The sequence below is a fragment of the Streptomyces sp. ISL-36 genome, from assembly GCF_018614205.1.
Taxonomy (GTDB): Bacteria; Actinomycetota; Actinomycetes; order Streptomycetales; family Streptomycetaceae; genus Streptomyces.
Window position 1 is genome coordinate 13273 of the sequence record NZ_JAGGOS010000109.1, and the last position, 14440, is coordinate 27712.

The window sequence follows — 14440 nt, forward strand, 5'->3', positions numbered from 1 at the left end:
TTCCGTTCGCGGGAGCCGCGGGCGGGGTTCTACGCTCGCTCTCATGACCATGGTCGCGATTCTCACCGGCGCCGGTATCTCCACGGATTCCGGCATCCCCGACTACCGGGGTCCCAACGGAGTGTGGACGCGCGACCCGGAGGCCGAGAAGCTCGCGACGTACGAGCACTACATGGCCGATCCGGAGATCCGGCGCAGGGCGTGGCGGATGCGGCTCGACGGGCCGGTGCTGCGCGCCGAGCCGAACGCGGCGCACCGCGCCATCGCGGCGTTCGAGCGGCGCGGCCACCCGGTCCGGGTCATCACCCAGAACGTCGACGGGCTGCACCAGATCGCCGGGGTCCCGGAGCGCAAGGTCCTCGAACTCCACGGTTCGGCACGGTCGGTGGTGTGCACCGGGTGCCATGCCCGTTCGTCGATGGCGGACGCCCTGGAGCGGGTGAAGGCCGGCGAGGACGATCCGAAGTGCCGGACGTGCGGGGGCGTCCTCAAGTCGGCCACCGTCATGTTCGGGCAGCGGCTCGATCCCGTCGTGCTCGGGGAGGCGATGGGGATCGCCAAGGCCACCGAGGTGTTCCTCGCCGTGGGTACGAGCCTCCAGGTCCAGCCCGCCGCCTCGCTGGCGGGGATCGCCGCCGAGCACGGCGCCCGGCTGATCATCGTGAACGCCGAGCCCACGCCGTACGACGCACTCGCCGACGAGATCGTCCGCGAGCCGATCGGGAGTTCACTGCCCGCGCTGCTGGAACGGCTGGGTTAGAAGAGCGCGTCCGGTGCGGCGGCGCCCGATTCGAAGGCGAGCAGTCGCTGCTTGCGGCCGAGCCCGCCGCCGTACCCGGTCAGAGAGCCGCTCGCGCCGATCACCCGGTGACAGGGGACGACGATGCTGACCGGGTTCTTGCCGTTGGCGAGACCCACCGCGCGGGAGGCGCCGGGGCTGCCGAGGGCTTCGGCCAGTTCGCCGTAGGTGCGGGTCTCGCCGTACGGGATCAGGCACAGCTGCTCCCACACCCGCAGCTGGAACGGCGTACCGATCAGCTTCAACGGCAGGTCGAACGTGGTGAGTTCACCGGCGAAGTACGCGTCGAGCTGGCGGATCACCTCACCGAAGGGGCGCGGGTCGGGGTCGCCGAAGGTCTCCTCGGGCGGGCGGTGGCGCTGGTCTGTCATGTGGATGCGGCTGAGGACGCCGTCGACGGCGACCAGCGTCAGCGCGTCGTACGGACTGTCCACGACCATGTGCTGGACGGTCGGCATGGCTCGGTGACTTCCTTACGCGGGGAGGTGGTTGATCGGGTGGCTCTCGGTGGCCCAGAGGTACTGGACGGCGTAGGCGCGCCAGGGCCGCCAGTGGGCCGCGCGGGCGGTCAGGGCGGCGGGGGTGGAGGGCAGCCCGAGGCCCTGGGCGGCTCGGCGGATGCCGAGGTCGCCGGGGAGGAAGGCGTCGGGGTCGCCGAGCGCCCGCATGGCGATGACCTCGGTGGTCCAGGGGCCGAAGCCGGGGAGGGCGAGGAGCCGGGCGCGTGCCTCGTCCCAGTCGCCGCCCGGTCCGAGGCTGAGGGAGCCGTCGGCGAGCGCCTCGACGAGGGTGAGGAGGGTGGCGCGGCGGCTGCGGGGCAGTGCGAGGGCTTCGGGGTCGAGGCCGGCCAGGGCCTCGGGGGTCGGGAAGAGGTGGGTGAGGCCTCCTTCGGGGTCCTCGAGCGGCACGCCGTGCGCGGTGACGAGGCGGGCGGCGTGGGTGCGGGCGGCGGCCGTGGAGACCTGCTGGCCGAGGACGGCCCGTACGGCGAACTCGGCGGCGTCGACGGTTCTCGGGACGCGCCGCCCCGGCGCCCGGTCGACCAGCGGGGCGAGCAGCGGATCGGTCCGCAGTTGTTCGTCGACGGCGACCGGATCGGCGTCGAGGTCGAGCATCCAGCGGCAGCGGCTGATGGCGAGGGTGAGATCGCGCGGGTCGGTGAGGGACAGGCGGCAGGCGATGTGGTCGGGGCGGGGGGTGAGGGCGACGATGCCGTGCCCGTGGGGAAGGGTCAGCGTCCGGCGGTAGGCGCCGTCGCGCCACTCCTCCACGCCGGGAACGGCGGTCGCGGCGAGGTGGCCGAAGAGGTTCGAGGGGTTGAGGGGGGCGCGGTAGGGCAGCCGGAGCGCGATCACCCCGGGCGTCCCCGGCGCGGACCGGTCGGGGCGGGACGCCCGGTCGGTCCCGTCGGTCCCGTCGGTCCCGGGAGCCCCGTCGGTCCCGGGAATCCCGTCGGTCCCGGGAATCCCGTCGGTCCCGGGAATCCCGTCGGTCCCGTCGGTCTCCGCGGTCCGGCCGGCTCGGGCGGTCGCCTCGGTCCGGTCGGTCCGGGGAGTCCGGGGAGTGCGGGCCGTCGCGGCGGTGGCCGAGGACCGTGCCGCCCGGGCGCGCAGTTCACCGGGGGCGAGGGCGAAGACCTCGCGCACGGTGTCGTTGAAGGCGCGGACCGAGGAGAAGCCGGCCGCGAAGGCGATCTCGGCCATGGGCATCGACGTCGTCTCGATGAGCAGCCGGGCCGTCTGCGCACGCTGGGCGCGGGCCAGCGCGAGCGGTCCGGCGCCGAGCTCCGCGAGGAGCTGACGCTCGATCTGGCGGGTGGACCAGCCCAGCCGGGCGGCGAGCCCCGGGACGCCCTCGCGGTCGACGACACCGTCCTGGATGAGGCGCATGGCCCGGGCCACGGCGTCGGCCCGGACGTTCCACTCCGGCGAGCCGGGGCTGGTGTCGGGTCGGCAGCGCTTGCAGGCCCGGAACCCGGCGCGCTGGCAGGAGGCCGCGCTGGGATGGAACACCATGTTCTCGACCTTGGGCGGCACGACCGGGCAGCTCGGACGGCAGTAGATCCCGGTGGTCAGGACCGCGGTGAAGAACATCCCGTCGAATCGGGCGTCCTTCGACCGGACGGCCCGCACGCAGCGCTCGGTGTCGGTGTGCATGTACCCATCGTCGCCGACCGGCCGCGGCGCGGCTGGCGAGAAAACGACATCGACGTCCGGTCGATCCAGCGTGTTCGGTCCACTCTGTGCGGACACCCCGTGTCACCAGTCGCCCACCTCGCCTCGATATCCCGCCGTACCAGGAGCAGCATGGAAGGAGCGGATCCCCCGACGCGTCGGCGAAGCGAGGAAGTGAACGGGTGACAGTCGAGTCCGTGACGACAGCCGAATCGCAGAGAAGCACGCCATGACCGGACGTCTCGGCCGGCCCAAGGGGCTGGGGCTGCGCAGCGTCGCCGGTCAGGTGTTCGCGCTGCAGGCGATCATCGTGGTGCTGCTGGTGTCCGTGGGGGCGCTTGCCCTGATCCTGCAGACCCGTTTCGACAGCGAGCGCGAGGCGCGTCAGCGCTCGCTCGCCGCCGCCGAGGCCTTCGCCCACGCGCCGGGTCTCGTGGACGCCCTGAAGACCCCCGACCCCACCGCCGTACTGCAGCAGCGGGCGGAGGCCGCGCGACAGGCCTCGGGGCTCGACTTCCTCGCTGTGATGACCCCCGACGGGATCCGCTACACCGACCCCCGGCCGGAGCTGATCGGGCAGCGCGCCACCGGCGACATCGCACGGGCCAGGGCCGGCGAGTCCTTCACCGAGATCTTCACCGGTGAGCCGACGGACGCGGTCCGGGCGATCGTCCCGGTACGGACCGACGACGGCGACATCGTCGGTCTCGTCGGTACCGGTATCGAGATCGAGAACGTCGGCAATGTGGTCGAGGGTCAGCTGCCGTTGCTGTTGGGCACCGCGGCGGGCGCCCTGCTGCTGGCGGTGGGCGGAGCGGCGCTGGTGAGCCGGCGGCTGCGCCGGCAGACCCACGGCCTGGGCCCGCTGGAGATGACCCGGATCAACGAGCACCACGAGGCGGTCCTGCACGCGGTACGCGAGGGTGTGCTCATCATCGACGCGGACCGCCGGCTGCTGCTCGCCAACGACGAGGCCCGGCGCCTGCTCGACCTCTCCCCCGACGCCGAACAGCGGCACGTCACCGAGCTGGGGCTCGACCCCGGCACCGCGGCGCTGCTCGCCTCCGGACGGGTCGCGACGGACGAGGTGCATCTGGCGGGCGACCGGCTGCTCGCCGTCAACGTACGCCCCACGGAGCCGTACCGGGGCCGGCCCACCGGGACCGTGATGACGCTGCGGGACACGACCGAGCTCGCCACGCTCACCGGCCGGGCGGCGGTCGCCAGGGGCCGGCTGCAGCTGCTGTACGAAGCGGGGGTACGGATCGGAACCACCCTGGACATCGTGCGCACCGCCGAGGAGCTGACGGAGGTCGCCGTACCGCGCTTCGCCGACTTCGTGACCGTGGAGCTGCTCGAACCGGTGCTGCGGGGCGAGGAGCCGTCGGGCGCGTACACCGAGATGCGCCGTACGGCGCTGACCGGGACCCGCGAGGACCATCCGCTGCAGCCGGTCGGCGACGCGATCCGGTGCGTGGTGCCGACCACGCCGATGGCCCAGGCGCTCGACAGCGGTCACGCGGTGCGGGAGGTGGACCTGCACACGGCCGAGGGCTGGCGGGCCCAGGATCCCGAGGGCGCCACGGCCGCCCTGGAGTACGGGTTCCACTCGCTCGTGTCCGTCCCGCTGCTCGCCCGGGGGGTCGTGCTGGGCATGGCCAATTTCTGGCGGGCCGACACCCCCGAGCCCTTCGGGGAGGAGGACCTCTCCTTCGCCGAGGAGCTGACCGCGCGGGCGGCCGTCTCCATCGACAACGCCCGCCGGTTCACCCGCGAGCACACCATGGCGGTGACGCTCCAGCGCAGCCTGCTCCCCCGGGCCCTGCCGGAGCTGTCCGCCGTCGACGTCGCCTTCCGCTACCTGCCCGCGAAGGCGGGTGTGGGCGGCGACTGGTTCGACGTCATCCCGCTGCCGGGGGCCCGGGTGGCGCTGGTGGTCGGCGATGTCGTCGGGCACGGGCTGCACGCCGCCGCCACCATGGGCCGGCTGCGCACGGCGGTACACAACTTCTCCACCCTCGACCTGCCCCCGGACGAGCTCCTGGGCCATCTCGACGAGCTCATCGACCGGATCGACCGGATCGACCGGCCCGAGGCGGATGACGGGGACGACGAGAGCGAGGCCGACGCGATCGAGGGCGAGGGCGCCCAGCCACGCGACCGCATGACCGGCGCGACCTGCCTTTACGTCATCTACGACCCGGCGGACGGCCGCTGTGTCCTCGCCCGCGCCGGGCACCCCGGGCCGGCGCTCGTGCACCCCGACGGCCGGGTCGAGTTCCCCGAGTTGCCCGCCGGCCTCCCCCTGGGCGTCGGCGGGATGCCTTTCGAGGCGACCGAGCTGCGTCTGGCGGAGGGCAGTCGGCTGGTGCTGTTCACGGACGGTCTCGTGGAGGACCGCGACCGGGAGTTCGACAGCGGCCTCGTCCTGCTCGGCGATGCGCTGGCCCGGCCCGGGCGCAGCCCGGAGGAGGCCTGCGCGGACGTCCTGACGGCGCTGCTCGTCCCCGCGCCGGACGACGACATCGCCCTGCTCATCGCCGACACCCGGCGTCTGGAGCCGGAGCGGATCGCGCAGTGGGACGTACCCGCCGACCCGTCCGCCGTCTCCCGGTTGCGCAACGCGGGCGCCGCGCAGCTGTCGGAGTGGAAGCTGGACGACATCGCGTTCACCGCCGAACTTATCCTCAGCGAGCTGATCACCAACGCCATCCGGTACGGCGCCGAGCCGATCCGGGTGCGTCTGCTGCGCGACCGCCGTCTCATCTGCGAGATCTCGGACGGCAGCAGCACGGCGCCGCATCTGCGGTACGCGGCGACCACCGACGAGGGCGGCCGAGGGCTGTTCCTCGTCGCGCAGTTCGCCGAACGCTGGGGGACCCGCTACACCGAGCGCGGCAAGGTCATCTGGGCCGAACTCGCGCTGACCACGGGAGGGAGGCCGGAGGCGGCGGCCATGGACGGGCTGATGCCGGACCTGGACGCGCTGGAGAACCTGGCCTGGTGAACCGCGCGGCTCGTCGGCCGACGGTCCGGCCGTCCACGCGGGCCGACGACGCCAGGCCATGCATGACGTGCCGAGCATGACGTGCCGACGACGAAGGTCCGTCACCTCAGTGACGTACGGGCCAGGAGCACCGCCACGTCGTCGGCCGGCGCGCAGGGCAGCAGCTGCTGGAGGATGTCGTCGCAGAGCTGGGTCAGCGGCCGTTCGAGGTGGAGCAGCGCCTGGGCGAGCTGGTTCATGCCCTCGTCGAGGTCCCGGTCCCTCGCCTCGATGAGCCCGTCGGTGTAGAGCACGAGCAGACTCCCCGGCGGCAGCCGCAGCTCCTCGGTGCGGAAGTCCTGGCCGCCGGTGCCGAGCGGGGTGCCGGGCGAGCCCTCCAGGAAGGTGATGGCGCCGTCGGCCGTCGCCACGGCCGGGGGCGGGTGCCCGGCCCGCGCGATGGCCACGCGGTCTGACGCCGGGTCGTGGACGGCGTAGACGCAGGTCGCCATCTCGTCCTCGCCCAGGTCGGCGACGACGGCGTCGAGGGAGCGGAGCAGCTGGGCGGGCGGCACACCGTGCCGGGCGAGGGTCCGTACCGCCGTACGGAGCTGGCCCATGACGGCCGCGGCGTGGATGCCGTGGCCCATGACGTCGCCGATGACGAGCCCGGTGCGGCCGTCGGGCAGGGCGATGACGTCGAACCAGTCGCCGCCGACGTCGTGGTCGCTCGCGGGGAGGTAGCGGCCGGTGAGTTCGAGACCGGCGACCTTGGGCAGGGCGCTGTTGGTCAGACTGCGCTGGAGGGTCAGCGCGGCCTCGCGCTGGGTGGTGTAGAGGCGGGCGTTGTCGATGTTCAGGGCGGCGCGCGCCACCAGTTCGTCGACGAGGACGCTGTCCTGCTCGTCGAACGGCTCGCGGTCGCGGACGCGGGTGACGGCGACGGCGCCGAGCACCTTGCCGCGGGCGACGAGCGGGACGAGGCGCGCCGAGCCGATGCTGGAGGCGAGATAGGTCCGCAGCGCGCCGGCCCGGGGATCGGGGAAGAGGGCCGGGATGTCGACCTGGTAGAGGTTCATCGGCCGGCCTTCGGTGATGACCTGCTCGTACACCGTGCCGAGCGGGATCTGGAAGGTCTGTCCCGCGGCGAGCAGCGCGGTGGGCGCGGACGGGTCGGGGAAGACGGCCGCCAGCCGGCGCAGCAGGCCCTGGGTGGAGGCACCCGCCTCGTCGGGTTCGAGGACGGCTTCGAGCATCTGCACGTCGGCCGAGTCGGCGAGCTGCGGCACGAGGACCTGGACGACCTCCTCGGCGGTCTGCGCCAGGTCGAGGGTGGTGCCGATGCGGGTGCTCGCCTCGGCGAGCAGGGCCAGGCGGCGGCGGGCCCGTTCGGCCTCGACCAGCGCCCGCTGGCCTTCGGTGATGTCGATGAGGGAGGCGATCAGACCGAGTCGGCGGCCGGATCCGTCGAGCAGGGGGGCGTAGGAGCAGGACCAGGTCCGGTCGTGGTCGGGGTCGGCCGGGGTGCGGCCGGTGCGGCGCACGTCGACGACGGCCTCGCCACGCTCCAGGACCTGCCGCATGGTGGCCTCCAGCGCCACGGCGTTGACGCCGGGGACGACCTCGGTGAGCCGCTTGCCGAGGTGTTCCTCGGCCGAGACGCCGTTCATCCGGGCCAGTGCGTCGTTGACGCGGAGGAACCTGAGGTCGGGGCCGAGGGTGCCGAGACCGATGGGTGACTGGGTGAAGAGGCTCTGCAGGGCGGCGAGCGAGTCCCGCATGCGCAGGACCTCGGAGGTCTCCACGGCGATGAGCATGGCGCCGGGCCGGCCCTGCGGGTCGGCGTCGGGGACGATCCACATCTCCATCGTCACGTCGTGGCCGTCGCGGTGCCGTACGGGGAGGGTCCCGACGACGGTCTCGCCCGACTGGACGCGCCGCGTCAGCTGATCGGCGAGCTCCCGGTTGCCCTCCGGGGCGAGAATGGGGGTGGCGAGGCGGCCGAGCAGGTCCTCGGGGCGGTAGCCGAGCAGGTCCTGGGCGGCGAGCGACCACTCGACGACCCGCCCGTCGGCGTCCTCCCGCCACAGGGCGATCGGCAGCAGTTCGCGCAGTACACCCGCGTAGCCGACGGCGGCCGGCGGTCGCTCCGGCGTCTCGCTCGGCGACTGAAAAGTGTCCAACGCATCGACCTAACCCCGGGGGGTGCCTTTCCTACCCAATCACCCTAGCCGAGGGGCCGATGCCGGGCTCAGCGTGCACGGCCGTTCGGTTCCGGGTGCCCCCGTGGGCGGCCCACGCTCCGTCGGCGGCCCCGGCCACCGCACGCGCGCGGCGAAGGCGCGCGGCGAAGGCCTGTTACGCCGGCTCGTCGAAGAGCACGAACCGCACCTCCCCCACCGCCGTCGTCGCCGTCGCCCGTACGGTCTCGTGGGCGATCGGCGGCGGTGAGTCCTGCGCGCGCCATGGGGCAACAGCAACAGCAACAACGGTGGACCCGGAGTCGACAAGTGCACCAACGCCAGCTCGGGCCCGGGCTGTCGCCGAGGAACCGTTCCCGACGCGCACGGCCCCGAATAGCCCCCACCGGACTCCATCCGCACCCGGTGGCCCGGCTGATCTCTCAGCCGGGCCACCGCCCTGTCCACCGGACGCGGCCACAGCCGAGTTCGGGCCCAGGCCATGCCGGAGCGGAGCGGGGGCCCGGTCGTGCCCGGCAAGCCAGGGACGCAGGGCCGCCGTCGGCCCCCATGCCCTACCCGACGCGTTCCGCCAGGCGCTCCATCGCCACTTCCAGTTCCCGGCGCGCACCGGGAAGGAGCGCGAGGCGTCCCGGAACGCGTACACCCCCCGTGAGCGCCACGCGCGTACCGCCGCCGGCCTCCTCCGTCGCGGCCATCCCGATGATCAGAAACCGGCTCTGGAGCCAGCACCAGCCGGGCCGCAGCACCCCACGGAGATGGGCCCGCAGGCCGTAGCGGCTGCGGGCGAGGGCTTCGACCCGGTCGCCTTCGACGCGGACGACGCGGACGGACCGCATGTCGGGCTGGAACGACCCGAAACCGCCCTCCAAGTCCCCCATCACCGCCCACACGTCGTCCAGGGACGCCGGCAGCACCCGCTCGACGATCCGCGCGCCGTGGACGCCGGCGCCCATGACCCGCAGCCGCCCCACGTTGTCGATCGTCTGCCCCGTCATGCGGACCACGCCTTTCGGAAACTCTGCCGGGCCCGGTGCAGCCGGGACTTCGCGGTACCGGGGGCGACCCCGAGCACGGCCGCCGCCGACTCCTCGTCGAGGCCTTCGACGTCCCGCAGCACGAGGACGGCCCGGTGGTGCGGGGACAGCCGGGACAGCACGTCCCCGATGTCGGCGGCCAGTTGCGGATCGCCCCGCTCCGGTACGTCGGCCAGCTCGGCCGGCCGGTCCCGGGCCGCGCGCCGGGCGACCCGTACCGCCTCGTGCACGGCGATCCTGCGCACCCAGCCGTACAGCGCGTCCGGCTCGCGCAGGGACTTCAGCGAAGTGAAGACGGCGACCAGTGCCTCCTGGGTGGCGTCCGGGCCGTCGTCGAGGGCGATGGGGCGGCAGATACGGGAGATGTACGGGGTGAGGTGATCGAGCAGGTCGTGCAGCGCGAGTGTGTCCCCGCGCCGGGCGGCCCGGACGAGAGAGACGCCCCGGTCAACGGGCGGCACGGACGGCCGCCCATCCGAAGCCGAAGCACAGCGGCGTGTAGAGCAGCGCGTTCAGCCACGGGAAGACGTCCCCGGCCCCGTCCTTGCCGACGACCACCCACACCACCCCGATGACGCCCCGCAGCAGCATCCCGGCGGCGACGGCCGCCGTGACCAGCCGCGGAACCTTCCCGCCCCGCCCGCGCGCCCGCGCGAGGACGGCGGCGGCAGCGCCGCCCTCGAGGGCGGCGAGCGGCAGTACGACGACGGGCCCGAAGGACACGACACTGCCGAGCACGGCGAGCGAGAGCCCCCGCTCGTCGGCGGCAGGCCAGGCGGCGCCGGTGGCCCAGTAGAGATGAACCAGCGCGAGCAGCGCGAGCAGCGCGGCGACGGCGTATCCCGCGGCGGTCCGTCGCCGTCCCTCGACATCCATGACGATCATGTGTCTCCTCCTCCGACACACAAAGGAGGAGACGGGAGGCCAGAACGTTCCCTGTGATCCAGGTCACGAATGCCTGCGGGTCCCGGAAACGCAGACGACCCGCGGGTCTGGTCCGTCCGCTCGAGTTCGGACGGAGCCGGCCGGACTTACCGGCGGCCCACGGGTCGGGTGACTGCGTTGGTGTTCGGCAGTTGGCCTGCCGAGGTGCACAAGAGTGCGACGGCAGGCCTTAGCCCGCAGTCACCTCGCTGGTCCGGTCAGAAAACACTTCCGGATCACCTCCTTTCAAAGCGTGAGTAACACACTAGGAGGCATAGTCGGGCGGCTCAACCTGTTTTTCAGGTCTCTTGTTTTCGGGAGGAGTTCTAAGAGCGGCCGCTGTTCGACGGGCCGAAGAACTCGATCTCGGCGATGGCGACCTGCTTGTCCGCGGCCGCTCCGTACGCCGAGCGCAGGACGAACCGGACGGCGGTGACGTCGCCGACCCGGAACGGCCGGCGCTGGCCGCCTGCTCCCTGGTCGAGGGTGAGGACCTGCGTGAACGTCCTGCCGTCGGCGGTCGTGACCACGGCCTCGACGCGGTGGGGCAGGGCCGAGCGTGAGAGCTGGTCGGGGCGGGTGGAGACGCCCGGGGTGATCACCAGGTCCAGGAGCCGGGTGGGCCGGTCGAAGCGGGCTTCGACCCATTCGCCGTCGCCGGACTGGGTCACTCCCGGGCCCCACCAGGTGTTGTTCAGCTTGTCGAAGACGAGTTGCGGCGTGTGGCCGGGGAAGGACCGCGAGGCCTTGTAGCTGTCCGGTCCGACCGGGGCCCGCTTGGCGAAGTGGTCCCGGACCGCGTTCACGGCCCTCTCCGTGTTCAGGCCCGCGGTGATCAGCAGGGCAAGGACCACGACGCCGACCACCACGTTCATGATCCGCCCGAAGCCGCGCCGCAGCCGCGGCCGGTCGCCCGCCCACGGCGTCTCTCCGGTGCCGGGGCCGAACAGCCGCCGCCACCAGGGCCGTTGGGGGCGGCCCGGAGACTCGGGGGCCTGGGACATCGGCATGGCGCAGCGGCCGCAGAAGTGCCGGTCGGGCCGGTTGGGAGTGGCGCACCAGTACCCGCTGCCGCAGGCGCTGCGGGGAAGGTGAAGGGGCGGACCGGTGGGCCGCGGGGACCTCGGCGGCTGCCCCTGGGTCTGCCCTTGCGGTCAGATGTAGCCCTCCCGCAGGGCGTAGGCGACGGCGTGGGCGCGGTTGCGCAGATGGAGTCGGGTGGTCAGCCCGTGCATGACGTTCTTGACCGTGCGTTCGGAGTAGGAGAGCTTGCCGGCGATCTCGCCGGTGTCCAGCCCTTCGGCGACCAGTCGCAGGACGTCGACCTCGCGTGCCACCAGGCCCGCGGTGGGGGTACCGGGGTGGCCCGCCGCGGAGCGCTGGAGCGTGCCGACCTGGCTCATGAGGCGGCCCAGCAGGTCGGCCGGGAGGTCGCCGTCGCCGCGGGAGGCGGCGACCACGGCCTGCAGGAGTCGGTGCGCGGTCGCTTCGTGGCGCCAGACGACGGCGCCGACGCCGCACTCGATGACGTCGAGGAGCTCGGCCTCGCGGACCGCGCTCACGACAAGGACGGCGCGGGCGCCTTCGCTGCGGACCAGCCTGCGCAGCTGGGCGAGCATGGGCTCGTCCGGTGTCTCGCCGATCAGTACCGCCACGGTGCCGGGTCGGGTCTCCGCCTCTTCGCGGAGTTCGACCACCGGGTGCTGGCGCAGCTGGCTGACGGCGCCCGCCCGGGATATGGGATCCGCCGTGTGGACGACGACCGGGATGCGCCGGCTCGAGTCCGCGCCGCCGACCGCCGTAGTCAGTAAGGAAGTACGCACGTGATTTCCCCCCATGTCAGAGCGCCGCCGGCCGCCGTGGCGAGGCTGCGACACACAGGCACCGAATCGGATGTATGTGCCATGGTTCTCCCCATCGTATGGTCGCGCCGAGCGCCGCACGGGGTCGAACACGCCGCGTCCACGACGGGGCGGCGCGGGGGTGGCCGAAACGGAGCGACTGTTGGGCGTCCGGGGCCCGGCACGGGGGGCCGCCGAGGTCGCACAGGAGGTCCGTCCAGCGGCTGTTCCCACTGGTCAGACGCCTTGGCGCGCCCCATCCGCAGCGGCTCGGGAAAGCCGTGGCGACACCGTGCGCGACGACCCCCTTCCTGAGAGCGCTCCCAGGGTCGACCGAATGTCGATCCCGCCCAGGCGAGCCGCCCGCGAGCCGCCCGCGAGCACCGTCCCGCGACTCGGCACGGGACCAGAACCAGGCCACAGGTCGGCGTGGACGACGGGGCGCCGGGCGGCCGAGCGGTCGGGGGGTCGTCAGACCCACGCCCGGACGGTCGTGATCACCTGTGCACCGCACTACGTGGAGCGGACCTGCTCGGCGAACGCCTGGTATGCCGCCTCGTCGAACAGGACGAACCTGATCTCTTCGACGTCGGTCTCCGCCTCCCGCACCGCCTCTACAGCGATGCGGGCAGCGTCCGCCATCGGCCACCTGTACACCCCGGTCGAGATGGCCGGGAAGGCGACCGTCCGTGCCCCCAGCTCGTCGGCGACCCTCAGTGACTCGCGGTAGCAGGAGGCCAGCAGCGAGGGATCGCTGCCGGAACCCTGATGGACCGGGCCGACGGTGTGGATCACCCACCGGGCGTCGAGTCGGCCCGCCGTCGTGGCGACGGCTCGCCCTGTGGGCAGGCCCCGGCCGTAGTGGCCCGCGCGCAGCCTGCGGCACTCCTCCAGGATGGCGGGGCCGCCGCGGCGGTGGATGGCTCCGTCGACGCCGCCGCCGCCCAGCAGGGAGGAGTTCGCGGCGTTGACGATGGCGTCGACGTGCTGCTCGGTGATGTCACCGCGGACGAGGACGAGGGCCGGTGCTTCGCTCATGGGTCCATCATCGCGCCGCCACGCGCAGGCGCCGCCACACCGCCTTGGCCGCGTTGTGCCCGGACATGCCGTGCACGCCCGGGCCCGGCGGGGTCGCGGAGGAGCAGAGGAAGACGGCGGGGTGCGGGGTGTTGTAGGGGAACAGGGAGAGCCGGGGCCGCAGGAGCAGCTGCAGCCCGCGGGCCGCACCGCAGGCGATGTCGCCGCCCACGTAGTTGGCGTTGCGGGCGGCGAGCTCCGGTGGCCCGGCGGTGGCGCGGGCCAGGACGCGGTCGCGGAAGCCGGGGGCGAAGCGCTCGATCTGGCGCTCGATCGCGTCGGTGAGGTCGCCTTCCCAGCCGTTGGGGACGTGGCCGTAGGCCCAGAAGACGTGTTTGCCCTCGGGGGCGCGGCCGGGGTCGACCAGGCTGGGCTGGGCGGTGATGAGGAACGGCGTCCGGGGGGCCGTCCCGGAGGAGGCCTGGCGCAGGGCGGCGCCGATCTCGCCGCTGGTCGGCCCGACCTGGACGGTACCGGCGTGGCGCGGGGCCTCGGCCGTCCACGGCACGGGGCCGTCGAGCGCGTAGTCGATCTTGAAGGCGGCGGCTCCGTACCGGAAGTGGTCGTAGTAGCCGCCGAAGCCCGCGATGCGGGCGAGCGCGGTGGGCGAGGTGTCGAAGACGTACGCGCGGGCGGGCGGCAGGTCGTCGAGCCGCTTGACCTCGTAGTCGGTGTGGACCGCGCCGCCGAGGTCCTTCAGGTACGCGGTGAGGGCGTCCGAGATCGACTGGGAGCCGCCGCGGGGCAGCGGCCAGCCGGCCTCGTGCGCGGCCAGCGCGAAGACGAGACCGACCGCCGTGGTGGCGAACCCGCCGAGCGGGGCGATCACATGGCCGACGAGCCCGGCGAACAGGGCACGCGCCTGCTCGTCGCGGAAGCGGCGCATCAGCCAGGCCGACGGCGGCAGGCCGCTGAGGCCGAAGCGGGCGAGGGTGACCGGGTCCCGGGGCAGCGCGGTGAGCGGCAGCGACATGAAGTCCCGTACCAACGTGTCCCATCGGCCGAGGAAGGGCGTGACGAGTCGGCGGTACGTGCCGGCGTCACGCGGCCCCAAGGAGGCGGCGGTCTCGGCGACGGAGCGGGAGAGCACGGCGGCGGTGCCGTCGTCGAAGGGGTGGGCCATGGGCAGCCGGGGGTGCAGCCACTCCAGGCCGTACCGCTCCAGCGGCATCGCCTTGAAGGCGGGCGAGCCGATGCCGAGCGGGTGCACGGCGGAACAGGGGTCGTGGTGGAAGCCGGGAAGGGTGAGCTCCTCGGTCCTGGCGCCGCCCCCGACGGTCGACCTGGCCTCGAACACGGCGACGGAGAAGCCTCGTCGGGCGAGCTCCACCGCGGCGGTCAGTCCGTTGGGTCCCGCTCCCACGACGACGGCATCGAGCATCGACGGCACCTTCGGACTCC

General features: G+C 73.3%; 12 protein-coding genes. 2 read left to right on the top strand and 10 right to left on the bottom strand.

Annotated features, from left to right (window positions below; genetic code table 11):
- The first annotated feature begins 43 nt into the window (after positions 1–43).
- Positions 44–760 (top strand): Sir2 family NAD-dependent protein deacetylase, encoded by a 717-nt coding sequence (locus J7E93_RS26365; RefSeq protein ID WP_215072446.1) that lies wholly within the window; start codon positions 44–46, stop codon positions 758–760.
- Here J7E93_RS26365 and J7E93_RS26370 read toward each other — a convergent pair.
- Both J7E93_RS26370 and J7E93_RS26375 read right to left on the bottom strand, forming a co-directional pair.
- Positions 757–1257: a methylated-DNA--[protein]-cysteine S-methyltransferase gene (locus J7E93_RS26370; protein WP_251067120.1), complete on the bottom strand. Its 501-nt coding sequence runs from the start codon at positions 1255–1257 to the stop codon at positions 757–759. The two genes, J7E93_RS26365 and J7E93_RS26370, sit on opposite strands and share 4 nt — an antisense overlap.
- Positions 1258–1272: 15 nt before the next feature.
- Entirely contained in the window at positions 1273–2955 is a 1683-nt protein-coding gene (locus J7E93_RS26375; protein WP_215072447.1) for a DNA-3-methyladenine glycosylase 2 family protein, read from the bottom strand.
- 247 nt (positions 2956–3202) lie between these two features.
- Here J7E93_RS26375 and J7E93_RS26380 point away from each other — a divergent pair, with 247 nt between their 5' ends.
- A complete protein-coding gene (locus J7E93_RS26380) occupies positions 3203–5980 on the top strand; it encodes a SpoIIE family protein phosphatase/ATP-binding protein (RefSeq protein WP_215072448.1) in 2778 nt (925 codons plus the stop codon).
- A 101-nt stretch (positions 5981–6081) separates the two neighbouring features.
- On the opposite strand, the gene J7E93_RS26385 is transcribed toward J7E93_RS26380, so the two are convergent.
- The 8 genes from J7E93_RS26385 to J7E93_RS26420 all read right to left on the bottom strand — a co-directional run bounded on the left by J7E93_RS26385 (position 6082) and on the right by J7E93_RS26420 (position 14429).
- Positions 6082–8142 carry a SpoIIE family protein phosphatase gene (locus J7E93_RS26385; RefSeq protein ID WP_215072449.1) on the bottom strand — a complete coding sequence of 687 codons (2061 nt, stop codon included), beginning with the start codon at positions 8140–8142 and terminating at the stop codon, positions 6082–6084.
- A gap of 572 nt (positions 8143–8714) precedes the next feature.
- Positions 8715–9158, bottom strand: a complete 444-nt coding sequence (locus J7E93_RS26390; RefSeq protein ID WP_215072450.1) for a hypothetical protein — start codon at positions 9156–9158, stop codon at positions 8715–8717.
- Entirely contained in the window at positions 9155–9658 is a 504-nt protein-coding gene (locus J7E93_RS26395; RefSeq protein ID WP_215072451.1) for an RNA polymerase sigma factor, read from the bottom strand. The genes J7E93_RS26390 and J7E93_RS26395 overlap by 4 nt, the downstream gene beginning before the upstream one ends.
- A complete protein-coding gene (locus tag J7E93_RS26400) occupies positions 9645–10082 on the bottom strand; it encodes a DUF3995 domain-containing protein (protein ID WP_251067121.1) in 438 nt (145 codons plus the stop codon). Before J7E93_RS26400 ends, J7E93_RS26395 begins: the two co-directional genes overlap by 14 nt.
- A 365-nt stretch (positions 10083–10447) precedes the next feature.
- Positions 10448–11125: a carbohydrate-binding protein gene (locus J7E93_RS26405; RefSeq protein ID WP_374105437.1), complete on the bottom strand. Its 678-nt coding sequence runs from the start codon at positions 11123–11125 to the stop codon at positions 10448–10450.
- Positions 11126–11275: 150 nt separating this feature from the next.
- On the bottom strand, positions 11276–11959 hold the full coding sequence (locus J7E93_RS26410; protein WP_215072452.1) for a response regulator transcription factor: 684 nt from the start codon (positions 11957–11959) through the stop codon (positions 11276–11278).
- Positions 11960–12475: 516 nt separating this feature from the next.
- The gene (locus J7E93_RS26415) at positions 12476–13000 is read right to left on the bottom strand and encodes an O-acetyl-ADP-ribose deacetylase (RefSeq protein ID WP_215072453.1); all 525 of its coding nucleotides are present in this window, start codon (positions 12998–13000) and stop codon (positions 12476–12478) included.
- 7 nt (positions 13001–13007) lie between these two features.
- Entirely contained in the window at positions 13008–14429 is a 1422-nt protein-coding gene (locus tag J7E93_RS26420) for an NAD(P)/FAD-dependent oxidoreductase (protein WP_215072454.1), read from the bottom strand.
- Between the last annotated feature and the right edge of the window lie 11 nt (positions 14430–14440).